Source organism: Treponema peruense (assembly GCF_016117655.1).
GTDB lineage: Bacteria > Spirochaetota > Spirochaetia > Treponematales > Treponemataceae > Treponema_D > Treponema_D peruense.
Window position 1 is genome coordinate 2,388,212 of the sequence record NZ_CP064936.1, and the last position, 24,427, is coordinate 2,412,638.

The following is a 24,427-nucleotide window of genomic DNA, read 5'->3' on the forward strand; positions in this document are numbered from 1 at the left end:
GGAAAAAGACTGCGTAAAGCGAAAAGCTAGCAATCGGCGGAAAATTAAAGGTAATTGCACAAAACGGCTTCAGAATACTTGACAAACTTTAATTATACTGCATAAATATAAGTTATAATGAAATTCACCGATTACGTTGAACTGCTTGTCCAGAGAATGGAAAAATACTTTGATATAGAAAAGAATTCCGTTTTTTTTGACCGCAAATATGAAATAAAGGCTGAATTCCTGAAGCGCGAAACGCAAACCTTTATCTTTAAAAACAACGTAATGGACTTTACAGAAAGCCGTGAAATCTGTCTTGTCAGGAAAGTACAGGATATTAACGACATTAAGTGTGAGCTTGAACAGGTTGAACATATCCTTAAAGAAACCGTAAATCCATCAAGGCACCATCAGTCAACAATTGTAACTCTTGTCCTTGTGCATGACTCTGTGTCAAAGGAAATGGCATCGCTTGTAAAAAAGTTCAGGTTCAGGAAACTCTACAAAATGGGTTTCTGGGGATGGTCGGAAGGCTGCGCAGTTCTTGTAGATCTTAACGCAGGCAAAGTTCATTCTTCAGTCTACGCAAGGGAAAAGCGCAAATTCTTTTCTCCCGACATGCGCTTAAAATAAGCAAGAAACTAGTTTCAGCAAATTTCAATTCTGATATTTTCTGAAACTTCTTCTATATATTACCGACGGGTTTCCGCCAAAAGAGGTTTTTTCATGAACTCCTTAGTTCTCTTAATCGCAGGAATCGTAATTTTCCTGGTTGCTTACATCTGCTACGGCGGATATCTGGCAAAAAAGTGGGGTGTCACAAAAAATGACATCGAAACTCCGGCACACCGTTTTCAGGACAACACGGACTACGTTCCGACAGAAGCTCCTGTCTTATTCGGTCATCACTTCTCTTCAATTGCAGGAGCCGGCCCGATAACAGGACCTGCACTGGCTGCTGTTTTCGGATGGGTTCCCGTTTACCTGTGGATTGTCATCGGTTCCGTATTCTTTGGCGGAGTCCATGACTTTGGTGCACTTGCAGCATCTTTGGATAACGACGGAAAATCTGTCGGTGAAATCATCAAGACAAATGTTTCAAAGCGTGCACAGACAATTTTTAACTGCTACGCATGGATTACACTTACTCTGGTAGTTGCAGCCTTTACAGACATGTGCGCAAAAGCCTTTGCCTATAATCCTGCAGACGCAGCATCTCTTGTAGGAGCACAGGCCGGAACTGCTTCAATTCTTTTCATCGTTCTAGCCGTCCTCTTCGGATTCTCCAGAAGATTTCTTCATGCAAACCTTACAATCAGCACAATTCTGGGTGTAATTCTCATCGGCGCTTCAATTGTAATAGGATACTACTGTCCGGTAATCAAGATGAATGTAGTTCAGTGGCGCATTCTTCTTATTATTTACATTGCCGCAGCATCTGTTCTTCCTGTATGGCTCCTTCTCCAGCCGCGCGACTATCTGTGTTCATTCCTGCTTTACGCAATGATGGCCGGAGCAATCCTTGGTGTTTTCATAAAACATCCTACTGTTCAGCTTACACCCTTTGCAGGATTCAATGTAAACGGCAACTCACTCTTCCCGTTCCTTTTCGTAACTGTAGCCTGCGGTGCCGTTTCAGGATTCCACTCACTCATTGCATCAGGTACAACTTCAAAGCAGCTCGACAAAAGATCAAATGCCAAACTGGTTGGTTACGGTTCAATGCTGGTTGAAGGACTTCTTGCAATTGTTACACTTATTGTAGTCTGCTATCTCTCAAAGGATGGTGCAACAGATGCAGTAACAGGAGCAAAACTTGGAGCTCCTTCTACTGTATTTGCACGCGGAATTTCTGAATTCATGAACACATTCGGAATTCCACTTGAAGGCGGACGCGTATTCGTAATTCTTGCATATTCAGCCTTTGCCCTTACTTCACTTGATACAGCAACAAGAATCGGACGCTATCTTATGCAGGAACTTGCAGGTGAACTTCCTGAAGGAAACCCCGTAAGAAAAGTTGCTTCAAACATGTACATTTCAACAGGTCTTACAATTGCTGTTTCAGTTATCTTTTTGGTTGCCGGTTACCAGAAAATATGGCCGATTTTCGGTTCTGCAAACCAGCTTCTCGCAGCGCTTGCACTTCTTGCAATTACAGCCTGGATGTACAAGAAGGGAACACACTCTTTCAGCACAATTATTCCTATGATTGTAATGTTTGCAGTTACCTTCACAGCCCTTGTTCTTATAATTATCAAGAATTTCCAGCCGAACGGATTTATTCCGCTTGCTGTAGTAGGAATTGTTCTTTTTGCACTTGCAGTTATTCAGCTTGTTGAAGCAACTGTAATTATCGCAAAGGGTTACAAACACAACGCACAGTAAAATATTCAGTTAAAGTCTGAATTCAATTTACGAACACCCGCTTCTGTAAAAATCAGAGCGGGTGTTTTTTTATGACGCGCACTAATTGAACGTTTCTGAATGTTGAAAATTTGAGTCGAATGTACTAAAATCCAGATATGCAAAATAAGTTTTCTTTTTTTATTCTTACACTTTTGATTTCTGTAGCGGCGGCTTCGTGCGCAACAACTTCTGCCTCTTCCAAAACAGGTTCTGCGGCGGCCGGTTCAAAAAACACAATTCCGACAGCAACAATAAAAATGTATGACAACTGCCCGCAGGAAACACGCGCTCTCAAAATAGAAACTGCCCTTATGGCCACAATCGAAGGCTACCGCGGAATGACAGAGGCAATTTTTACGCAGATGCCGTCAAAAAAAAATATCTGTGACGTAACAGAATATATTGCTGCCTGCACTTCAATAAAAAAAGCACTTGAAGACGGAAAAGCCGTCCCATGCACGCTTTCTTTTGCAACAACAGCCGACGGTGAAGGACAGGTTCTGGACTTTTCTTCCGAAGAAAAAATAATTCAAACACTTTCCATGATGATTACAGCCGGAATACAGCAGGTTTACGCCCGCTACACTTTTTAAAAAATATTCATGAGTGAAAACAAATCTTTTCTTACCGAGCAGCTCATAACCTACATAGGCAACAAAAGGGCCCTTCTGGACTTTATAGGACAGGGCATTTCTTTTGTACAGGAAGATCTTGGCAGGAAAAGACTTTCGACCTTTGACGTCTTTAGCGGAAGCGGAATCGTATCGCGTTTCATGAAGCGGTGTTCCACAAAACAATACGTAAATGACCTCGAAGACTACGCAGGAATCATAAGCTCGTGTTACCTTTCAAATGCGGCAGACATAAACCTTGCAGAACTTGACGAACTGCGCGCACAGCTGAACAGCATGTGTGAAAAAGAACTCAGCTCTCATCTTTCAAAAGACAAAACTTCTTTCAAATCAAAGCCGGGATTTATTTCAGAATATTATGCTCCACAGGACATGAACGACATTCATAAAGAAGAAAGATGCTTTTATACACCGTACAACGCGTGTTTTCTTGACTGCATGCGCCAGTCCATAGACAAAATTGTTCCTGAACAGATGCGCAAATATTTTATTGCACCACTTCTGGCAGAAGCTTCTGTTCATGCAAATACCGGCGGCGTATTCAAGGGCTTTTACAAAAACAGCCGCACCGGTACAGGAAAATTCGGCGGTAACGGGGCGAATGCGCTTTCAAGAATTCAGGGCAAAATTGAACTTAAACTGCCGGTATTGAGCAGCTACAAAAGTGCCGTGACAATTTTCCAGAGTGATGCAAACCTTCTTGTAAAAAGCCCTGACAGTCCCGCAGTTGATGTTGCCTACATTGACCCGCCCTACAACCAGCATCCCTACGGTTCAAATTACTTTATGCTCAATCTCATTGCCGGCTACACAAAACCCGACGCAGAAAAGATGAGCCGCATTTCGGGAATTCCGCGCGACTGGAACCGCTCTGACTACAACAAGAAACGCTTTGCGGCGGCAACTTTTCTGGACCTGGTACAGAATATCCGCGCAAAATATCTTCTTATTTCGTTCAACAATGAAGGCTTTATTCCGGAACAGGAAATGATAGCACTTCTGGAATCTGCAGGAACAGTTACCGTGCTTGAGTCACCCTACAATGCTTACCGGGCAAGCCGCAATCTTTCGGGAAGAAACATTCATGTAAAGGAATACCTGTACGTGGTAAAAAAGAACCGCTAGAAAACATCTAGTAAAATTCCACTTCGCAGGACACGGGCAGGTGGTCACTGTAACCTTCACCGTTCCAGACCGTATATTTCTTTGGAACAAAAGTAATCTCTTCACACCACGGGCCGCTGCATTCTGCCCCAAAAGAGACAATCCGTGCACCGCCGGCCGCAAACATATTGTCAATTCTGGACCATTCGTCCCTGAAGAAATAACTTCCCGGTTCCAAAAGAAGCCCGTCTTCATCAAACCACGGCGACTGTATTTGTACAACGCGGCCCGAATTTGTTCTTAAACTGACACCCGCGGCGGCGGATCCCTGTTCAAACTCAAGAATATCGCGGTTAAAATCCCCGAGTGCAAGAACACACGCATCCTGTTCCAAAAGCGCGCAGATTCTTTCTGCAAGAACGCATTCTTCCCTAACCCGCCATTTTTCTGTAACTTCCGCGCCGCCGCTCTTGCTTTTCCAGTGGTTCACAAGAAGAACAAGAGCAGAGTTCCCGCAGACAACGCTTACTTCTATAAGTGGCCTTAACCTGGGCATTTCTTCACTTTCAGAACGCACATCCAGATTGTGAACGCGCATATTTTCAAGCGGAATTCTCGAAAGAACACCGCAGCCGATTGCACTTCCTTCATTCTTTGCATAGCATCCGTAAAGATACTGCTTTTTTACATTCCACTCGCCGGCCAGAAAATTGCTTATGTCATGCATAACAGAAGCGCTTTCCAGCTCTTCCATTACAAAAACATCTGCATCAAGTTCGCGTATAACAGAGCACAACCGCCTGAGTCTTTCCTTATACGGCTCTTCACCCCATCGCCGGCTTTTTATAAATTCAGAATATTCACTTCCGTCACACTGTGCGTCAAAAAATGTCTGTACATTCCAGTTTACAATCCTAAGTGAAGCAGCATTTTCAGTCTTTTGCCGGTTACATTCACCGCCGATATTCCCGCCGGAACAGGAAAAAAACGCAAGGACTGCGGTCAGAAAAATAAATGCTTTTGTAAAATATTTCATCAACTACCCCTATAAATGTTCATGAGTAAATCTTTAGAGTCTACGCTTATATTAATAGAACCTGATTTTTCAAATTCACCAAAAATCAAAAAAAAATCCAATGTTTTTATAGTGATAAATTTCACAATAAAAGCAGAATTTCTTAAAATTTCTCTTAAAAAACCGCCCGTACCTTGTAAAACCCCGGTAAAACGGTTCAAATTCAATAGACCAAACCGATTTTTAGCAATAAAATTGAATTATTGTTTGTGAAATCAAGTGATTTTTTTCACAATGTATCAAAAGAAGAGTTCCTGTTAATGAAAGAAATACCAAGACCTTCCAAAAGGCGTCTCGTTTTACTTAAGCGGCTTCTTTCGGAATATGAAGAAAAAACAATAACGTCCCAAAAAATAGAGTCGCTCACAGGCTGGTCTGCGGCTGTTGTCAGAAGGGACATTTCTCTCCTTAACATTCACTGCGGTGCAAGCAACGGATACAAAGTATGCGAACTCAAAGCTTCACTTGACGAACTTATGGACAGCGACAGTCAGGAACAGAAATGTTGCATTGTGGGCCTGGGCAGAATGGGACAGGCTCTTCTTGACAATACCGAACTCCAGTCTTCGCAGTTCAGAATTGTTGCAGGCTTTGACTCAAACGTAAACCGCACCGAAGTTCTGCGTTCTGTTTTTCCGCTTCATCCGACTACAATCCTTGAAAGCGTCATTCAGTCAGAAAAGATAGAATATGCAATTCTTTCCGTAGAAAAAGAAGAAGCCCAGCCGATTGCCACAAGGCTTTCCTCCTGCGGAATAAAAGGAATAGTAAACTACACGCCGTGTGTACTTACGGTTCCGCACAATGTAGAAGTAGAAAACGTCTGCCTGCTTACGGCGCTAGAAACGCTGTGCGCACAGAGTTCAAAATAAAAGGAAGCCAAAGATTTTTATTTCTGGAACTTCCACAAAAAGTTTAATGTACAAAGGGGTACAAGTATGAGCAGAGTCTACAATTTTTCAGCAGGACCTTCTTGCCTTCCAGAAGAAGTATTAAAGGAATGCGCAGCCGAGATGCTCGACTACAAGGGAACAGGCCAGTCCGTTATGGAAATGAGCCACCGCTCCAAGGCATACAAGCCCATCATTGAAAATGCAGAAGCTCTTGTACGCAAGCTTATGAATGTTCCTGACAACTACAAGGTTCTTTTTCTTCAGGGAGGCGGAAGCACACAGTTTGCAATGGTCGCCCAGAATCTTGGAATACACACAGGAAAAGCCGCTTACATAAAAACCGGTGTCTGGGCAAAAAAAGCTGCCGCAGAAGCTGCCCACCTTGGAATAAAAGTTGACACAATCGCTTCAAGTGAAGACAAAAATTTCTCTTACATTCCCAAAGTAGAAAAAATCAGCGGTGACTACGATTACGCATACATCTGCTTTAACAACACAATTATGGGAACACACTACGAATACATTCCCGACACAGGAAACATTCCGCTTGTTGCAGACATTTCTTCATGCATTCTGTCAGAACCGCTCGATGTAAGCAAGTTCGGACTTCTTTTTGCAGGAGCACAGAAAAACCTTGCACCGGCCGGAGTAACACTTGTTATTATCCGCGAAGACCTCATTACAGAAACACCGCGCGAGGGAACACCTACAATGATGATGTACAAAACCCACGCAGACGCAGAAAGCATGTACAACACTCCGCCATGCTACACAATTTACGTAATGGGAAAAGTTCTTGAGTGGATAGAAAAAACCGGCGGCGTAGAAGCAATGCACAAGCGCAATCTTGAAAAGGCAAATCTTTTCTACAATTACCTTGACTCAAGCGATGTATACCATGCAACTGCAGAAAAGGGAAGCCGTTCTCTCATGAATATTCCTTTCCTTACAAAAGAAACTGACGCAGACAAAGCAAAGGTTATCAACGACAAGTTTGTAAAGGAAGCCGCAGAAGCAGGTCTTGTAAACCTTGCAGGACACCGTCTCGTAGGTGGAATGAGGGCTTCAATTTACAATGCCATGACAATTGACGGCGTTAAAGCACTCATTGCCTTTATGGACAAATTTGCAAAGGAAAATTTCTAAACCAAAAATTCAGGAGAATCAGAAAAAATGTTTAAGATTCAGACACTCGACAGAATAAGCGCAAAAGGACTCGACAACTTTCCGCGTGATGACTATGAAATTGCAAGCGAAATCGTAAGACCGGACGCAATTCTTGTACGCTCACACGACATGCTTTCAATGGAACTTGACCCGAGCGTAAAGGCAATAGCAAGAGCCGGTGCAGGAGTAAACAATATTCCGGTAAAAGATCTTTCACAGAAAGGAATTGTTGTATTCAACACACCGGGAGCAAACTCAAACGCTGTAAAGGAACTTGTAATTCTTTCACTTCTTATTGCAAGCCGTCCTGTAATTGCCGCAAACAAATGGGTTGAAACACTCGCAGGCAAGGGAGCCGAAATTGCAACTCTTGCAGAAAAAGGCAAAAAGAATTTTATAGGCCAGGAAGTAAAAGGAAAAACTCTTGGTGTAATAGGACTCGGTGCAATCGGAGCACAGGTAGCAAACACTGCAATTGAACTCGGAATGAACGTAATAGGATACGACCCGTTCCTTTCTGTAGATGCAGCATGGAGCCTTAACCACGAAGTAAAACACGCAGAAACCCTGGACACGCTTTTTGCAAAGTCAGACTACATTACTGTACATGTTCCCGAAACACCTGACACAAAGGGACTCATTAACGCAAACACAATCAAAAACATGAAAGACGGTGTGCGCATTATAAACATTGCACGCGGTGGCCTTGTAAACAACGAAGATGTACTTGCCGCAATCAACAGCGGAAAAATCGCCGCACTGGTAACAGACTTTGCAGCAGAAGAACTTCTTGGAAATGACAAAGTAATCTGTATGCCGCACCTTGGAGCTTCAACTCCAGAAGCAGAAGAGAACTGTGCAGTAATGGCCGTAAAAGAATTGCGTGACTTCCTTGAAGCAGGAAACATTGAACACAGTGTTAACTTCCCAAAGTGCAAGCTGGACTCAGAAATTCCTGCTGGCGGAACACGTCTTTGTATCTGCAACAAGAATGTTTCGGGTGTAGTATCAAAATTCACTTCTGTACTTGGAGACGCAAAATTCAACATTGCATCCATGATTAACCAGAACAGAAATGACCTTGCATACAACCTTATTGATGTAGACGGAAAAATCGATGACGAAACTGTAGCAAAACTCCAGAAGATTGACGGAGTAATTTCGGTTCGCCTCATTTTTGCATAATTTCTTAAATGGTAAAAAAAAAGTCCCGGTAGCATGCTGCCGGGACTTTTTTTATCTTCTTCAAAACAATTTATTTATAAAGAAAAATAAACAGCAAAGAAATGAAGCACACTTCCGCCAAGAACAAAAAGATGAAAGATACTGTGAGTCCACTTATACTTGCGCATAAGGAAGAAAACGCCGCCAACTGTATAAGCTGCACCGCCTGCAAAAAGCATTGCGCGGCAAGTATTTGAAAGAACTGTTCCCAACGGATAGAATGTAAATACAGAAATTATAAGCCAGCCCAAAACAAGATATGTAAATACAGAAAAACTTCTGAGTCTTGACTTGAACACAGAATACAGTGCAATAAGTGCCGCGCAAATTCCCCATACACTGGCGCAGATTGCGATTCCTGCAGATGAAGGAATTTTTGTAAGAACAAACGGCGTGTAGGTTCCGGCTATAAGAATATAAATTGCATCGTGGTCAAGAACCGAAAATACCTTTCTTGCTCCCGGAACAGTTATTGCATGGTACAAAGTTGACATTAAATAAAGAATAAAAAGTGATGCGCCAAAAATACTGAAACTTGTTACATAAAGTGCTGTACTGCTTCCAGCCGGAGTATGAAAAACAGCGCGTATTACCAAAAGAACAATTGCTGCTGCACTCAGTCCCGCACCTATTCCGTGGCTTATTGAATTGAACAGTTCCTCGCCCAAAGTATACTGGCGCGGCTGGCGTTCATTGTAAGCAAGACGTGCATTTGCCTTCTGTATACGAAGTTCTTTCTTCTGTGCACGTTCTGCCGCCTTTATCTTTTTGCGCTCAGAGTTTACCGCGTATTCCATTTTTATAGCGCGAATTTTTTCTTTTGTCTGAGCCTTGATTGTTTTTATTGCAGCCTTTCTCTTTGCTTTAAGAGATTTTTTGGTGATTCTAAGCGAAATATCAGCCATAATTTTCCCCTGTTTCTTAATATTGAATATCTACTATTATACAGTATCTGAAATTCAGTTACCACAAGATATTTAATTATGACATATTTTAAGAAAATGTCAATGCTGATTGAAACAAGCCGTTAAAATCTGTATAATATGAACATTATGAGCGAAAACAAAGATTTATGTCCGTGCGGCAGCGGAAAAGCATATTCAGACTGCTGCGAAGTTTATATCAAAGGAACAGCAAAGGCTCCCACCGCCGAAGCTCTCATGAGAGCAAGATACACAGCTTATGTAAAGCATGAAATTGACTTTATCATCAACAGCTGCGAAAAGGGCGACAAAATTGCCGAAATTGACAGAAAAGCAACAGAAGACTGGAGCAACAAAAGCACATGGCACGGTCTTAAAATTCTGCGTACCGAAAAGGGAACAGAAAATGACGATGAAGGAATCGTAGAATTTGAAGCAACATACACCCAGAAGGGAATCCGCGACGTTCACCACGAAATCGGCGGTTTCAGAAAGGTTGACGGCGAATGGCTCTACAGCGAAGGCATGATGCGCCCCACAACAGTAGTCCGCGAAGGCCGCAAAATAGGCCGCAACGAACCCTGCCCCTGCGGTTCCGGTAAAAAGTATAAGAATTGTTGTGGAAAGAACTAATTTCTTTCCAAACGCAAGGCTACGATGACAGAGAATATTTACACCGGTTTTCATGCCGTTGAAGAAAAAATACGCAAATACACCTCGCAGAACAAAAGTGACTCAAAACTGAAAGTCTATTTTGCAAAGCCCGGCCCCAGAATAAAAAAAATTCTGGCACAGGCAAAAACTGCGGGAATAAACTGCGAAGAAACCGACGAAGAATATCTCGACACACTCGTAGCCAGACTACCCCTTCAGGCACGTGACCACAGGGGAATTGTTCTTACCGCCACCGAAGAACAGCAAAAGGCGCGCAACGATGTTCAGCTTGAACAGTGGCTTTCTGCCTGTCCTAAAACAGCAACGGTTGTAATGCTCGACGGCGTAACAGACCCGCACAACATTGGCGCTATTTTAAGATCCTGCGACCAGTTCGGTGCAAACCTGCTCATTGTTCCTGAACGCAACTCCACGTCACAGATACAGAACAACGAAACCATTGCAAGAACAAGCGCCGGTTCAAGTGCCTGGGTTCCTCTTGCAGTAGTAACAAATCTGGTAAGGGCGGCCCAAATTCTAAAAGAAGCCGGTTTCTGGATTTACGGTGCAGACGCAGGCGGCTCTTCCCTTCAGAACACAAAATTTGCACAGAAATCATGCATAATAATGGGTAGCGAAGGAAACGGAATGACAAAACTTCTTGCCCGCCAGTGTGACAGCATTGTTTCAATCCCCACCTGCGGAAAAATCGACAGTCTTAACGTCTCTGTCGCCGCTGGAGTCCTTCTTTACGAGCGCCACCGCCAGAATCTTGAGCAACCTTCATCTGACTGTTAAATACCTGTTAATTGACTAGAAACCTAAGTCTTGGTATTATAAAATAATGAACGTAATACTAGGTACCTCGGCCTCAGGCGGAATAGGAGTCGGAAAGGCATTTATTCTTCCAGAAACAAAGGAACGCAAGATTCCAAAATATAAAATTTCAGCCGATGAAGCACCTATCGACTGGAACAGATTTGAATCTGCCTGTAAAAAAACAAGAGAAACCATTTCCAAACATCTTGAATCAGTACAAAAAGACAGCGTTCAGGGCGTTCTTCTTGAAACCTACCAACTCATGCTTACAGACCCGGTTTTCATGCAGGAACTTCACCAGTCTTTTCTGGAAAAACTCTACAATATAGAATATACACTCAACGAAAAGGCCGAAGAATATGCCGACAAGCTCAGAAACAGTGGCAACGACTACCTGGCCGAACGTGCACAGGATATAACCGACGTTTTTGGCAATGTACTGGACACCCTGCTCAACTACCAGCCCTTTGACATAACCGAAGTTCCCGACGGAGCCGTAATTGTAGCGCGGGCAATGAAAACAAGCGACACGGTTATTCTGAGTAAACGCAAAATAGCAGGACTTGCCCTTACCGAAGGCGGAATTTCAAGCCACGTGGCCATTCTTGCAAAAAGCTACGGAATTCCGGCTGTATTTGCGCTTAATAACATTACGTCACAGGTTCTGAACGGCGAGACAATTGTTGTTGACGGCACACTCGGCGAAATAATCACACAGCCCGATGAAGCTACCTTAAAAGAAGCAAACGAAAAAATAGCAGCCGAAGAAAGATATCTTGCAACCCTTAAAAAATTTAGGGATCTTCCGGCAAAAACGCAGGACGGAACTTTATTCAAGGTGTATGCAAACATTGGTACTCCCGAAGAAGCACAGCTTGCACTTGAACAGGGCGCAGACGGAATAGGACTGTTCCGCACAGAATTCCTTTTTATGAACGAAATAAAGCAGCAGAATAGGGAAGTCGGCTCTTTTTCAAATTCACTCAGCGAAGAAGCACAGTTTGAAGCCTACAAACAGGTTCTTGAACTTATGGGCGACAAACCCGTAACAATACGCACACTTGACGCAGGCGGAGATAAACTCATTGCAACAAATGACATGCCTTCCCTTACAGAAAAAAATCCACTTATGGGACTGCGCGCAATACGTCTTTCACTGTTCTACCCGCAGATGTTCAGAACACAGCTTCGTGCCCTTTACCGAGCCAGTATTTACGGTAACCTTAAGATTATGATTCCGCTTATTACCGACGTTTCGCAGGTAGAAACTGTTTTGGGAATCGCACGTGGTGTTCAGCTTACATTAAAAGAAGACAATATTCCGTTTAACCCCGACGTTCCTATTGGAATAATGGTAGAAACTGCAGCGGCGGCAATCTGTTCTGACTGTCTAGCACCACATTCAGCATTTTTTTCACTCGGAACAAACGACCTTACGCAGTACACGCTCGGTGTTGACAGGGAAAACCCCAATGTTGCACCACTTTACAACGAATACAATCTTGCAGTTCTGAGAATGATAGAACTTACAATACAAAATGCAAAGAAATTCAATATTCCTGTTTCGGTATGCGGAGAAATGGCTGGAACAAAGAAAAGCGCGATTATTCTTGCCGGAATGGGAATCAGAAACTTAAGCATGGCTCCAAAACAGATTCCCGTTATTAAAGAAACGCTCTCGCAGTTTTCTATAGAAGAGCTCGAGACTCTCACAAAGCGCTCTGTTTTCTAAAGCAAAGTCCGGAGACAAAAATGACAAAAAAGAAAAGAAAGCCCGATTTTTCAAAACCAAAACCGGTTGCCACCGTTGAACAGACAGAAGAACTTGAAGACAAGACTGAACAGAATGAAGCTACAGAAGAACAGATTTCTGACGGTGACGAAATAGAAAGCAAGCGCAAAGTACGCACACAGAAATTCTTTCCTGACAAAATATATTTTAACCTGCCGCTCATTGTAATTGCAGGCCGCCCGAATGTAGGAAAATCCACGCTATTCAACGCGCTCACACATACAAAGCGTGCCATTACCGACCCTACTCCAGGCGTAACAAGAGATCCTGTAGAAGGAACCTGTTTTATTGCAGGCAAACCCGTTCATCTCGTTGACACAGGAGGATACAAACTTACACGTGATATGCAGTCGCGCGAAAGTGAAATGGACGATCTCGTTGTAGAAAAAACAGTGCAGACCCTGCGCAAGGCAGACAGAATTCTTCTTCTTCTTGACGCAACAGAAATTACGGCCGAAGACGAAGAGCTTATTTTAAGGCTGCGTCCCTGGTGGAACAAACTTATAGCCGCCGTCAATAAAACAGAAGGCGGTAAAAACGAACATCTTGCATTCAACTACATGCAGTTCGGTTTTAATGACATAACACCAATTTCGGCGGCACACGGTGACAATATTCCGTTGCTTTGCGAAAAGATGGTGGCGGGACTCGATTTTTCAAAAGTAACAGAAGGCACGGAACAGGAACTTCCAATCCGCATTGCAATTCTTGGAAAACCAAACACCGGTAAATCTACACTCAGCAACGCCCTTACGCACACAGAAGCTTCTATCGTAAGTGACTACGCAGGAACCACGCGCGATGTAGTAGAAGGAAGTTTCAGATATAATGGAAGGGATATTCAGATTCTGGATACAGCCGGAATAAGACGCAAGTCAAAAGTTTCTGACAACGTTGAATATTATTCGGTCAACAGAGCAATTAAAACTCTTGACGAATGCGATGTTGTCTTTATCATGATTGACGCCAAGGAAGGCCTTTCGGAACAGGACAAAAAAATTACATCTCTTGCCTTCGAGCGCGGCCGTGGTGTGATATTTGTTCTGAACAAGTGGGATCTTCTTGAAGACCAGAGCAACAAAGCTATCAGGGATACACAGAACTGGATTCAGACAATGTTCGGTCACATGAACTGGGCACCGATTGTTCCGCTGAGTGCAAAAAACCGCGACGGAATTAAAAATCTCATGAACACTGCGCTTGAACTTTTTGAGCAGCTCAACAGAAAGGTAGACACTGCCTCTCTAAACCTTGCTCTCAAAGACTGGCTGTTCAAGTATCCGCCGCCAGCAACAAAAGCAATTCACTTTAAAATACGATACATAACGCAGACAAGCATTAATCCCGTAAACTTTCTCATCTTTGCAACACGCCCTGACAATGTTCCGGGAAGTTATGTTTCATATCTAAAGAACAGAATACGCGAAGACCTCGGCTTTGACAACATTCCCGTTCAGATAGAAATGAAAGCCAGCCGCCAGAAATGGCAGGACAGGAACGAAAAGGAAAACTGATGGCAAGATATTCAATCGGCGAGATTGAAAAACTTACAGGAATAAAACCTCACGTTCTGCGTTACTGGGAAGAAGTTATCCCAAGCCTGACTCCGCAAAAAGGTTTGGGCGGCCGGCGTGAATATTCCCAGCACGATCTTGATGTAATTCAGCGGTTAAAGTACCTTATCTTTACAAAAAAATTTACAATCGACGGGGCAAGACGACAGCTCATTCACGACAGCAGCGGTGGTGAAAAAAAAGCAGCCGCCCTTCAGGCTATAAGTGAAATAAGAGAAGAACTTGGCGAAATTTATCTTGCCCTGAACAAAGCAAAATCCGGAGAAGCACAAAGCAATGAAAAGAAATGAAACTGAACTCAAATGGTATGAAAAAAAAGCAGGCCTCACGCGTTCAAGAAATTCACCGGATCCAAAGAAAGAAAACAGGAAAAATAAATTTACAGAACGTACAGATGGTAAAATAAAATTCAATTCAGAAAAAAAATACGCTCCAAAAAAAACAGCCCTTACAGTTTACAAACCCGACAATTATCTTTTTGACATAAACGCAATTCCACAGGACGGAATAAAAATTCTGAATGACTTCGGGCAGATTATCGAGTCTGCATATCCTCTCAATTCAAAACAGAAAGCACTTCTTCCCATTCAGATAAGGGAACTGAGCCACAATCTTACCGACGAACGCAGTGAAAGAAGACGCGGTTATATGAATCAGACAACAGCTTTAAGCGCATACGTGCGTTACTATACATGGTGGAATCTGGTCCGCCTTACAAGACTGTTTGCAAGCCTTCCTAAAGATTTTTTTTCACTCGAAAAAGATTCTGTCTGCCTTGACATAGGAAGCGGTCCACTTACCGTACCGGTTGCACTTTTTATAAGCAGACCGGAACTCAGAAAAGTTCCGCTTACGTGGTACTGCATGGATATTTCGCAGAATTCTCTTTCTATGGGAGAAAATATTTTTCTGTCTGTTGCGGCGGCACTCAAGACAGAACCGTGGAAAATAATAAAAGTAAAAGGTGAAATAGGAACTGAAATAAAACAAAAAGCCACGCTTGTAACATGCGCAAATGTTCTTAACGAACTGCACGAAGATTTTTCTTTGCCGCCGGACTTTCTTGCAAAAAAATACTGCGAAAAAATTCTTTCGTATACAGACAACAGTCCAAAAACAAAAATTCTTGTAATTGAACCAGGTGTTCCCAAAACAGCGCGTCTTGTAAGTTTAATGAGGGATTCTTTTTTAAGAAAAGATTTTGTTCCGGTTTCACCCTGCACACACTGCAGCGAATGCCCTATGGACGGAAAGCGCGGCGGAAAATGGTGCAACTATTCCTTTGCAACAGACAACGCCCCTGCGGTGCTTAAAAAACTTTCAGAAAAAGCAGATCTTCCGAAAGAGAGAGCTGTTCTTTCGTTTTTTGCCGTTCAGAAAAAAACTGACGGTGAAGAAAAAGATGCCGCGCAAATAAATTCTGACAACACCACACTGCGCTTTAGAATTGCAAGCGACCCGATAAGACTTCCGGGCGCAAGAACAGGATACTATGCGTGTTCTGACAAAGGACTTCTGCTGGTTGTTTCTGACTCAAAACTTCTGTCCGGCCAGGCATTTACAATTCCCGAGCCAAAAAAAAATCAGGGCATAGACCAGAAGTCCGGTGCCCTGATTATTGAACTTTAATTTATGTTCCGCATAAAAAACAAAAATCAGTCTGCATACATTTTTGCAATCTTGTCTTTGTAGATTTCTGCAATTCTGTAACGCATTATTTCCTGCTTTGCACTCATTTCTACACCGACTTCAAACGGCTTTGTAATAAGTGCAATCTTGTTAATGCGCTCGTAGGCTTTGAAGCCGTTCTTTGAGTTAACGGCCTCGGCAACTTCATTTTCAATAAGTTTCTGTATGGCTTCGGTTTCTACAAGTTTTTCATACGTGTCGGCCTGAATTCCGTTTTCTTCGGCATATGACACAAGTTCATCCTGATTGGGAAGAATGATTGCCGTAAGATAACGCTGGTCTTCGCCTTTTTCGTTTGTTCCAAAAACAACTGCACTTGCAACAAAACGCGATTCCTTTATCTTTGACTCGATTGGAAGAGGTTCAATGTTTTCACCTCCAAGAAGAACGATTGTGTCCTTTTTTCTTCCACGAAGCTGAATCTCACCATCTACAGTAAGAATAGCGATGTCACCGGTGTCAAACCAGCCGTCCACTGTCATAACCTTGTCGGTAAGATCGGGTCTCTTGTAATATCCCTGCATGACACAGCCGCCCTTAATCTGAAGGTTACCCTTTTTGCAGCGGCCAAGAATAATTCCGTCATCATCAACAACGCGAACCTGCATTCCGCGCAGAGGTGTTCCGACGTTGCGCATTACAGGATCAACAATCGGGCGTACAGAGATAATCGGTGCAGTTTCTGTAAGGCCGTAACCTTCGCAAACCTTTACGCCGACAGCCCAGAAGAATTTGTCGATGTTTTCGGGATAGGCACCACCTCCTGCAATTCCCGAACGGAAGTTCTTTCCAAGCATTGCACGTATTTTTCTGAATACAAGAAGATTTCCGAGCATTTTGATCGGATAGAGAAGAAGCCACGGCAGAACAAGAACCGGCCACCAGAAACCAAGATAGTCCCTTCCGAAGCGAGAATTTTTTCTGCGTAGTTTTCTATCTATTGAACACCAGAGCATTGCTTCTGCTACAAAGAAGCGGAACATAATATAAACAAGCCCGCCGGTTTTTCTCATCTTGCGCCAGATTCCGTCATAAACGGCTTCCCATACGCGGGGAACAGCCGGGAGAAGATAAGGATCAAGTTTCTGCAAATCCTGAAGAAGTACACTTCCGATAGGCTTACTATAGCAGAGGGTTCCGCCCTGTGAAAGAATAACGTATTCAACTGCGCGCTGGAAAGCATGCCATACAGGAAGAACACAAAGTGCGCGCTCGCCTGGGTTAAGGAAAATGCGTTCTGTAACTTCATCAAGCTGGGTAAGAATGTTTCCGTGGCTGAGCATTACACCTTTTGGAGTACCGGTTGTTCCGCTTGTAAAAATAATTGTTGCAAGATCATCCCACTGTCCTTTTTCGAGTTCCTGTTCTACAACATCGGGATTTTCTTTGCGCCATTCGTGTCCAAGTTTCTGCAGGTCTTCAAAAAGATGGTATCTTAAGTTAGCATCGGCAAGTTGTTTTTCTACGGAAGAGTCAATTTCGTCAAAAGAAACAACTGCGCGAAGTGTAGGTACTTTTGGACGGATATTGATAATTTTTTTTACCTGGGCTTCATTTTCTGCAATAACATATTCAACTTCAGAAAAAGAAAGAATGTATGAAAGATCCTTTTCAGAAGCATCACACCCGCGCGGGGTATCAATTGCACCGATTGCAAGAAGACCCATGTCTGCCTGTTCCCACTCGCGGCGGTTGTCTGCAATAAGACCTATTTTGTCACCGCGTTTTACACCAAACTTAAGGAGCGCTCCTGAAAAATCCAAAGCCTTCTGATAGCAGTCATGGTAATTTGTTTCTGCGTATGTTCCGTCTTTCGTGCGGAAAAGTTGTGCTGAAAATTCAGGATATTTTTCTGCACTCTTTCTAAACAACTTCGGAAGGGTCTGTTCAAGTTCCATTCTGTCCTCTCATAAATGACATTTTTGTTGATTTTGTAAGATAATATCATTATATAAGGGAAAAAATCTAAATTCAACGAAATGATTGAATTTTGGGCTTAAAAAAATGTAAAAAAGTCAGAATATTCCAAATATTAGTCGCAATTCTCCAAGTTTAACAGGATTTTCTGACCACAATACTGGTGGGAAGAAGAATATTGACTGGTTCAAAAGCAGTTTTTTTGTCGCGTGAACCAACGATGGCTTCCACTGCACGCGCCCCCATTGCAGTTTTCTGAACATTTATTGTAGTAAGAGGCGGAGTCGTATAGGACGCTGTTTCTATATTGTCAATACTTATAACCGCAACCTGTTCGGGAATGGAAATTTTTCTTTCGTTAAGACAGCTCATTACACCGATAGCAACTTCATCAGAACCGCAGACAACAGCACGCGGAAGAGAACGTGTTTTCAAAAGTTCACGCACGCCGTCATAACCGCCTGTCATGTTAAAAGCCTGAACCAGATAAAAATCTTTTTCAGAAGTAAAGATTCCGCGTTCAAGAAGAGACTGGCGCACTCCAAGAACACGCTCGTCATTTTCACCGATGTAGCCTATATCATTGTACCCTTGGTGAAAAAGATATTCAGAAGCTTTGTATGCAGCTTCCTGTCTGTCAAAAAGAATATTTGTAAGCCCGTCACACTTCCAGTCAACGCAGACAATTTTCTGAATGCGCTCCCGTGTTGTGCTGAGGATTTTGTAGTCATCGTCTGTCTTTAAAACCTGATCTGTAGAAACAAGAATGAGGCCGCCTATTTCTTCGGGATGAATTAGTTCGTTGAATAAAACGGGATCCCTGAGTTCTTCAAAAAAACGTATAAACGCAACCTGGTACTTATGTTCATAAGCCGCCGTGTGAATACCCGAAAGTATTTCTGCATAATAAGGGCGGCGGAAAACGTCTGCATTGCACAGGACTACACCAATTTTTTTTGATGCAAAGGCCACGTCTCCCTGCTGAAGGGCCTGCGCCGCCTTGTTGGGCCTGTAACCAAGCTTTTCTATTGCGTCAAGGATGCGGCGGCGGGTTTCAGGAGCTACAGAACGCTCGGCTGTTCCGCTGATTACGTAGCTGACCATGCTTCTTGTAACGCCGGCCTCTCGTGCCACATCATTCTGTGTTACGATATGTTTTTTTTCAGAATTACTCATTGTAAACAAAATTATACCCTATTGAAAAAAAAATATAAATATAACTGAATATTTCGCAACCATTTGTCTGTGTACGGAAGGTCCGCCCGGGAAGACGCTACCTTTTAGATAAGTGATAGCGAATGTTAAAATTGAACGATTGAGCAAGTTTCAACTTGCGATTGAGTTCAATTAGTGCGCATGAGCGCACACGTAAATAAAGGCAGTTGTGCAACAACTGAAGTTTTCAGGACAACTCTATTTGAGTTGTCCTGAAATACGTTCGTTAAGTGCTGTCTTTTTAATGCCACGTCTTTCCGTGCGGACATTTTTTTACAAAACGGCCGATTGGGAGACATTTTTGTTTTCTACACAAGTCTTTGTAAAGCAAGTATCGGGTCCTCGTGATAATATTACCCTAGTTAAATTGCAAATGAAAATAATACCCCTTGAAAGTAGTATTTTCGGGTGGGATTTGCAATTTACTAGAATGAACCGCACATTCTACAATTTTAGGTAGTTTAACACTAACTAAGAACTTTTGCGGGATTGTCTTTTGTTAGTGTTTTTTATTTGTAGTTTATAAATCTAATTATATGTATTCACATTACAAAGAAAATAAACTACACGTTCTAGCTACAGCGGTCAAGGTTGATTAAGCAAGTTTTGTTTAATCAACCAGTAGCTCTCTCGCTCAGTTTTGTTGGCGGGGCAGACGGTCGGACGGACTTTTACAGATTTCTGTAAGTTCCTAACCGTCCGTCCGGCAGGTTCGAGTCCTGCCCCCGCTATAACAGGGGGCTGTCTCAAAAGTACGAGATAGCCTTCATTATTTTAATGACAAACAAATTCATTTGTGCTAAAATTTAAATATGAGCAGAGGCGTAAGTGATAAAATCACATTCAAACCATACAGCCAGGAAGAAAGATGGCTGTTACCACCGAGTCTGGACGAGTTTATTCTTCACGCCAGATTGCAAAACAGTGCCGCGAAAATATCAATGTAATGTGGCTTGCCGGAAACCAGACTCCGGACTTCAGAACAATCAACAAATTCCGGGGAGAAAAACTGAAGGATGCAATCGAAGAGATTTTCATCTCAACCGTAAAACTTCTCAATATAAAAGGATTCGTCAGTCTTGAAAAATATTTTGTTGACGGAACAAAGGTTGAAAGCGCTTCAAACAAATATACTTTCGTGTGGAAAAAAGCGGTTGAGAAAAATACGAAAAAGCAAACGCGACATTCAATGGAAGAAACAGCTATTCAAAAACAGATGAAGACGCCACTTTTATGCGCATGAAAGAAGATGCAATGCTCAACTTTCAGAAACAAATATTTCATTTTCCCATTGAATTTGATTATCAAGTCTCAGCCATGAGTTCCACATAAGACTTTGTTCCATATATAAAATACGGTTAGAATGCGGAGGATCTATGAAAACATAATCAATTGAATTGTCCTTTAATGGATTTTTTGTCGCAGAACAATTATATAATTCATATTTTGAGGAAATAGCACTATCATTTTGAAATAAATAATTTATTTCTTCTATACCTTTTAAGATTTTTTTGTATCTGTTTTCAAAACAGTTTCATACATTAATTTCGAAATGCTCTTCTGGAACCCAATAACCGATTACCCAACTACCAACATCAGCTTTTGATTCAGAACCCTCATTTTTTTTCCTATTTCTGATAACAAAAACAAGTTTACTTGCTTGAGATAGAGTTCCTGTTAAAGTTAATTCGAAAACAGATTTAATCAAAGGATCTTCTATTTTAGAGATTTCATCCAAAAGCAAAGATAATCCGACTAATGCTCTTTTTGTAAATAAATCACTAACCTTTTGATCTTTATTAACATTTATCCTTGAATTTTCAAACATTTTAGAAGTTGGATACCAAAGAGGTTCTTCTTTTGGATTATTAGCCAATTCAACATCTTCTTTTAGACCTTTTCTGATTTTCTTTGTTTTATCTCCTTTTATTTTATACCAAACTTCAATTGGATTATCATTTTTCGAGTTATAATCAAAAGTTGTGGATTGCCTGAGAAGGCATAGAAAAAGAGGTCTGTCTAAGGTATAGTTTTCTTTGGAAAAAAAAATAAACACCGAAGGAGACCTCTTATGAAAAGAATACTGGAAATTGAAGAAAATTCCAATAGTCCAACGATTGATTTGCTTGAAAAAGCAATCCGCGCAAGAGCACGTGAAGTAATTGAAAGTCTTTACGAGGATGAAGTTCAGCGTTTTCTTAATAAAACTTCTTCTATCGTAGACAAAACCGGAAACAAACTTGTAGTAAGAAACGGCTTTCACAAAGAACGGACAATTCTTACTACAAACGGTTACGTTACAGTCAGGCTTCCCAGAGTTGATGACCGTGCACTTGAAGAAAAGGATCGCTTTGTAAGCAAAGTCCTTCCTCCGTTTGCAAGAAAAACTCCGACAGTAGAAGCAATACTTTCCGCTGCCTACCTTGCAGGAATTTCTTCAAACAAGTTTTCAGCCATGCTCCATGATGTTCTTGGTAAAGAAGCAAAGGGCCTGAGTCCGTCAGTCATAACAAAGCTTACTGTAAAATGGCAGGCTGAATATGACGAATGGCGCAAACGAGATCTTTCCGGAAAGGAATACGTTTATGTTTGGGCAGACGGAATTTACGTAAAGTCCCGGCTTGACGGTGAAAAGACCTGCCTTCTGGTAATAATTGGCGTAACTGTTGAAGGCAAAAAAGAACTTGTGGCTGTACAGGCCGGAATTCGCGAGTCAACGGAAAGTTGGCGTGGAGTTTTGCTTGATTTGAAATTCCGCGGACTGACAAAAGCACCAAAATTGGCAGTCTGCGACGGAGCGCTTGGGTTTCAAAATGCAGTTGATGAAATCTGGGGCCAGCTAAAAATTCAGAGATGCTGGTTCCACAAGTCCATGAACATTCTGGACAAATTGCCTGACTGTGTACAGACTCAGGCCACAAAAATGATTCGGGATATGTGGCAGGCAGACAAACGTGCAAACGCCTTGAAAGCCTACGACTTATTTATAGAAACTTTCGGAAAAAAATATCCGAAGGCAACGGAATGTCTTGAAAAAGACAAGGAGGATTTGTTCCGCTTTTATGATTATCCGGCGGAACATTGGGCTCACATTAGAACGTCGAATCCGATTGAATCGACATTTGCAACAGTCAGGTTGCGCCACAAGTCAACAAAAGGAAACGGCTCTTCCGCTGCTTCTGTTGCAATGGCTTTCAAGCTTTGTCTTCAGGCAGAGAAAAACTGGCGACGGCTCAGGGGATTTAAACAACTTGAACTTGTCGCCAAAAATATAATTTTTGTGGACGGTGAACAAATGAAGGCTGCCTGATGAAAAGACACTTTTTTTCAATCCACAACAATTGACAATAACTCTCATTTTTCCAGATGATATGCGTAATATCTGTTTTTTGCCCATCATAAGTAAACTTATATAATAAGTCTATTTTTTCTTTTAATTTATTTCTGATTGATTTGAATGTTTCTTGAACTGTATTTATTGAAACCGGAGTTAGTGAGGCTTTGCCAATTTAATAGCAATTGGGTTAAGATCGATTCCAACTGCATTCCGCCCCTCTTTTATCGCTTCAATAAGAGTAACACCAGAGCCACAAAAACAGTCCATTACAGTATCATTTTTGTTTGAATATTGTTTAATAAATTTTGATATTTCATTAAATGGTTTTTTACCCCAATATTTGTGCATTGCATAAATACCTTTATATCCTTCGTTATTTGTACTCATAGTGTAAAAACTCCATTTTATTCATCACTTTCAATTATTCTATTATAACATTTTTATAAAAAATATAGAATTTACTGTAATTATATATTTTTTATCATTTTAGACGAATCTGTATTTTAGACAATATAAAACAAGTTCTTGATTTTCTGAAAAAATAACAATATAATTTACTCTAAAGTAAATTACTAAGGAGTAAATTATATGAATAATCAACTATTCTACGGCAGACAGAAGGAACTGCAACTTTTGGATTCTTTGTATAATTCAAAGAAGTTTGAAATGCTTATTCTTCATGGCCGTCGTCGTGTTGGTAAATCTTATCTTCTTAGTCATTTTGCTGCACAGCATATGGAGAATGTAGTTTATTTCACAGGTGATAAATCAAGCGAAAAAACAAACGTTCAGAATTTCTGTCAGGAATTGAATACGGTTCTAAAAGCCGGGGATTATCTTAATTCCTTTGAAACCTGGAATAATGTGTACACTTTCCTGAAAGACCGCGAAATAAATGAACGTCTGGTATTAATTATCGATGAGTTTACCTATCTTTACAATTCAAATCCCGCATATGATTCTGGCCTTCAAAATGCAATTGATAAAATCTTAAAAAAGAAGAACATTTTTCTGATTCTTTGTGGTTCTGAAGTTTCAGTAATTGAAGAAATAATTGATGATTCAACAAAGCCTCTGTATGGACGTAAAACTGCAGAAATAAAACTCCTTCCATTTACTTACAAAGAAGCAGCTGAGTTTTTCCCTAAATATTCAAAGGAAGAAGTCTTGAAAGTTTATTCAATGGTAGGTGGCATTCCTCTGTATCTTTCACTTTTTGACGATTCCCTTTCTATTAAGGAAAATGTTGTGAAGAATTGTCTTTCTACAACTGGATATCTCTTCAATGAAGTGGAAACTCTGCTTCGCATGGAATTAAAGGAAACTTATTTTTACAAGAACATTATGCTCGCCATAAATGCCGGTGCTTCTGATTTTAATACAATAAAAACAAAGGTTGATGAGGACGCTGCCAAAATCGCAAAATATCTTTCTGTCTTAATTGACCTTGGATTTGTTAAAAAAGAAATTCCATGCGGAGAGAAAGAAAAAACTCGAAACACCATTTACAGCATCTGTGACAACTATTTTGCCTTCTATTTTGCTTTCATCTTTAAGCACCAGAATATGTTGAACGGATTGATTGCTCCAGATTTATATTATGACAGAGAATTCACAGAGCAGAAATTGAATACATATATTGGACATCGTTTTGAGACAATTTGTGAATCTTACCTGAAGGAAGAATTCTACAATGGGAAAATGCCATTCTTTGCAGAGGAAGTTGGCCGATGGTGGGGAAATAATCCTGTTTTGAAAAAGCAGGAAGAAATCGACATACTCGCAATTGATGAAGAAAGTGCCGTTATCTGTGAATGCAAATATACCAACGAGCCGTTTGATGAAAAAGAACTTGATGATTTAAACGATTCAGCTTTGTGTGTAAGAAAGCCGAATAAATCATTTATCATTTTTTCAAAGAATGGTGTAACTTCTGGAGTCCAGAAACGTATTGATGGGGACACAAATTATAGAATTGTGAAGTTGGAAGATTTGATGTAAAAATCCGATGGACCAAT

Annotated in this window: 21 protein-coding genes and 1 pseudogene; 16 read left to right on the top strand and 6 right to left on the bottom strand. The window is 41.5% G+C overall.

Annotation, left to right across the window (positions count from 1 at the left end):
• The first annotated feature begins 117 nt into the window (after positions 1–117).
• From IWA51_RS10970 to IWA51_RS10985, 4 genes are all read left to right on the top strand, one after another.
• Positions 118–618, top strand: coding sequence for a DUF8052 family protein (locus IWA51_RS10970; protein WP_198442449.1), 501 nt, complete (start codon positions 118–120; stop codon positions 616–618).
• A 93-nt stretch (positions 619–711) separates the two neighbouring features.
• On the top strand, positions 712–2,373 hold the full coding sequence (locus tag IWA51_RS10975) for a carbon starvation CstA family protein (RefSeq protein ID WP_198442450.1): 1,662 nt from the start codon (positions 712–714) through the stop codon (positions 2,371–2,373).
• 137 nt (positions 2,374–2,510) lie between these two features.
• Entirely contained in the window at positions 2,511–2,987 is a 477-nt protein-coding gene (locus IWA51_RS10980; RefSeq protein ID WP_198442451.1) for a hypothetical protein, read from the top strand.
• A 9-nt stretch (positions 2,988–2,996) separates the two neighbouring features.
• Positions 2,997–4,151 (top strand): DNA adenine methylase, encoded by a 1,155-nt coding sequence (locus IWA51_RS10985; RefSeq protein ID WP_198442452.1) that lies wholly within the window; start codon positions 2,997–2,999, stop codon positions 4,149–4,151.
• 7 nt (positions 4,152–4,158) lie between these two features.
• Here IWA51_RS10985 and IWA51_RS10990 read toward each other — a convergent pair whose 3' ends face one another.
• On the bottom strand, positions 4,159–5,166 hold the full coding sequence (locus IWA51_RS10990) for an endonuclease/exonuclease/phosphatase family protein (RefSeq protein ID WP_198442453.1): 1,008 nt from the start codon (positions 5,164–5,166) through the stop codon (positions 4,159–4,161).
• A gap of 299 nt (positions 5,167–5,465) precedes the next feature.
• Here IWA51_RS10990 and IWA51_RS10995 point away from each other — a divergent pair, with 299 nt between their 5' ends.
• From IWA51_RS10995 to IWA51_RS11005, 3 genes are all read left to right on the top strand, one after another.
• Positions 5,466–6,077 (top strand): redox-sensing transcriptional repressor Rex, encoded by a 612-nt coding sequence (locus IWA51_RS10995; RefSeq protein WP_198442454.1) that lies wholly within the window; start codon positions 5,466–5,468, stop codon positions 6,075–6,077.
• A gap of 66 nt (positions 6,078–6,143) precedes the next feature.
• Positions 6,144–7,244, top strand: coding sequence for a 3-phosphoserine/phosphohydroxythreonine transaminase (serC, locus tag IWA51_RS11000; RefSeq protein ID WP_177528355.1), 1,101 nt, complete (start codon positions 6,144–6,146; stop codon positions 7,242–7,244).
• 27 nt (positions 7,245–7,271) lie between these two features.
• Positions 7,272–8,450 carry a phosphoglycerate dehydrogenase gene (locus IWA51_RS11005; protein ID WP_177528356.1) on the top strand — a complete coding sequence of 393 codons (1,179 nt, stop codon included), beginning with the start codon at positions 7,272–7,274 and terminating at the stop codon, positions 8,448–8,450.
• A gap of 74 nt (positions 8,451–8,524) precedes the next feature.
• Here IWA51_RS11005 and trhA read toward each other — a convergent pair whose 3' ends face one another.
• Complete coding sequence (gene trhA, locus IWA51_RS11010) at positions 8,525–9,394, bottom strand: PAQR family membrane homeostasis protein TrhA (RefSeq protein WP_230402658.1); 870 nt, start codon at positions 9,392–9,394, stop codon at positions 8,525–8,527.
• Positions 9,395–9,541: 147 nt separating this feature from the next.
• On the opposite strand from trhA, the gene IWA51_RS11015 reads away from it, so the two are divergent.
• The 6 genes from IWA51_RS11015 to IWA51_RS11040 are packed head-to-tail and all read left to right on the top strand — an operon-like array spanning position 9,542 to position 15,880.
• Entirely contained in the window at positions 9,542–10,045 is a 504-nt protein-coding gene (locus IWA51_RS11015) for a YchJ family protein (protein WP_198442455.1), read from the top strand.
• Positions 10,046–10,069: 24 nt separating this feature from the next.
• A complete protein-coding gene (gene rlmB / locus IWA51_RS11020; protein WP_198442456.1) occupies positions 10,070–10,864 on the top strand; it encodes a 23S rRNA (guanosine(2251)-2'-O)-methyltransferase RlmB in 795 nt (264 codons plus the stop codon).
• Between the two features lie 46 nt (positions 10,865–10,910).
• Positions 10,911–12,617: a phosphoenolpyruvate--protein phosphotransferase gene (ptsP, locus tag IWA51_RS11025; RefSeq protein ID WP_198442457.1), complete on the top strand. Its 1,707-nt coding sequence runs from the start codon at positions 10,911–10,913 to the stop codon at positions 12,615–12,617.
• A gap of 20 nt (positions 12,618–12,637) precedes the next feature.
• Positions 12,638–14,191: a ribosome biogenesis GTPase Der gene (gene der, locus IWA51_RS11030; RefSeq protein ID WP_198442458.1), complete on the top strand. Its 1,554-nt coding sequence runs from the start codon at positions 12,638–12,640 to the stop codon at positions 14,189–14,191.
• The gene (locus IWA51_RS11035) at positions 14,191–14,541 is read left to right on the top strand and encodes a MerR family transcriptional regulator (protein WP_198442459.1); all 351 of its coding nucleotides are present in this window, start codon (positions 14,191–14,193) and stop codon (positions 14,539–14,541) included. Before der ends, IWA51_RS11035 begins: the two co-directional genes overlap by 1 nt.
• Positions 14,528–15,880, top strand: a complete 1,353-nt coding sequence (locus tag IWA51_RS11040) for a small ribosomal subunit Rsm22 family protein (protein WP_198442460.1) — start codon at positions 14,528–14,530, stop codon at positions 15,878–15,880. Before IWA51_RS11035 ends, IWA51_RS11040 begins: the two co-directional genes overlap by 14 nt.
• A gap of 26 nt (positions 15,881–15,906) precedes the next feature.
• Here IWA51_RS11040 and IWA51_RS11045 read toward each other — a convergent pair whose 3' ends face one another.
• Entirely contained in the window at positions 15,907–17,838 is a 1,932-nt protein-coding gene (locus tag IWA51_RS11045; RefSeq protein ID WP_198442461.1) for an AMP-dependent synthetase/ligase, read from the bottom strand.
• Positions 17,839–17,992: 154 nt separating this feature from the next.
• A complete protein-coding gene (locus IWA51_RS11050) occupies positions 17,993–19,033 on the bottom strand; it encodes a LacI family DNA-binding transcriptional regulator (protein WP_198442462.1) in 1,041 nt (346 codons plus the stop codon).
• Positions 19,034–19,940: 907 nt separating this feature from the next.
• Between IWA51_RS11050 and IWA51_RS12980 the strand changes: the two are divergent.
• Positions 19,941–20,096 (top strand): annotated as a pseudogene (locus IWA51_RS12980) (transposase); the annotation flags it as partial.
• A 510-nt stretch (positions 20,097–20,606) separates the two neighbouring features.
• Here the strand turns inward: IWA51_RS12980 and IWA51_RS11060 are convergent.
• The gene (locus IWA51_RS11060) at positions 20,607–21,128 is read right to left on the bottom strand and encodes a hypothetical protein (RefSeq protein ID WP_198442463.1); all 522 of its coding nucleotides are present in this window, start codon (positions 21,126–21,128) and stop codon (positions 20,607–20,609) included.
• Between the two features lie 15 nt (positions 21,129–21,143).
• On the opposite strand from IWA51_RS11060, the gene IWA51_RS11065 reads away from it, so the two are divergent.
• Entirely contained in the window at positions 21,144–22,382 is a 1,239-nt protein-coding gene (locus IWA51_RS11065; protein ID WP_198441892.1) for an IS256 family transposase, read from the top strand.
• 180 nt (positions 22,383–22,562) lie between these two features.
• Here the strand turns inward: IWA51_RS11065 and IWA51_RS11070 are convergent, their stop codons facing one another.
• Entirely contained in the window at positions 22,563–22,796 is a 234-nt protein-coding gene (locus IWA51_RS11070; RefSeq protein ID WP_177528367.1) for a DNA methyltransferase, read from the bottom strand.
• A 201-nt stretch (positions 22,797–22,997) separates the two neighbouring features.
• Between IWA51_RS11070 and IWA51_RS11075 the strand changes: the two genes are divergently transcribed.
• Positions 22,998–24,410, top strand: a complete 1,413-nt coding sequence (locus tag IWA51_RS11075; protein ID WP_177528368.1) for an ATP-binding protein — start codon at positions 22,998–23,000, stop codon at positions 24,408–24,410.
• Positions 24,411–24,427 lie beyond the last annotated feature (17 nt).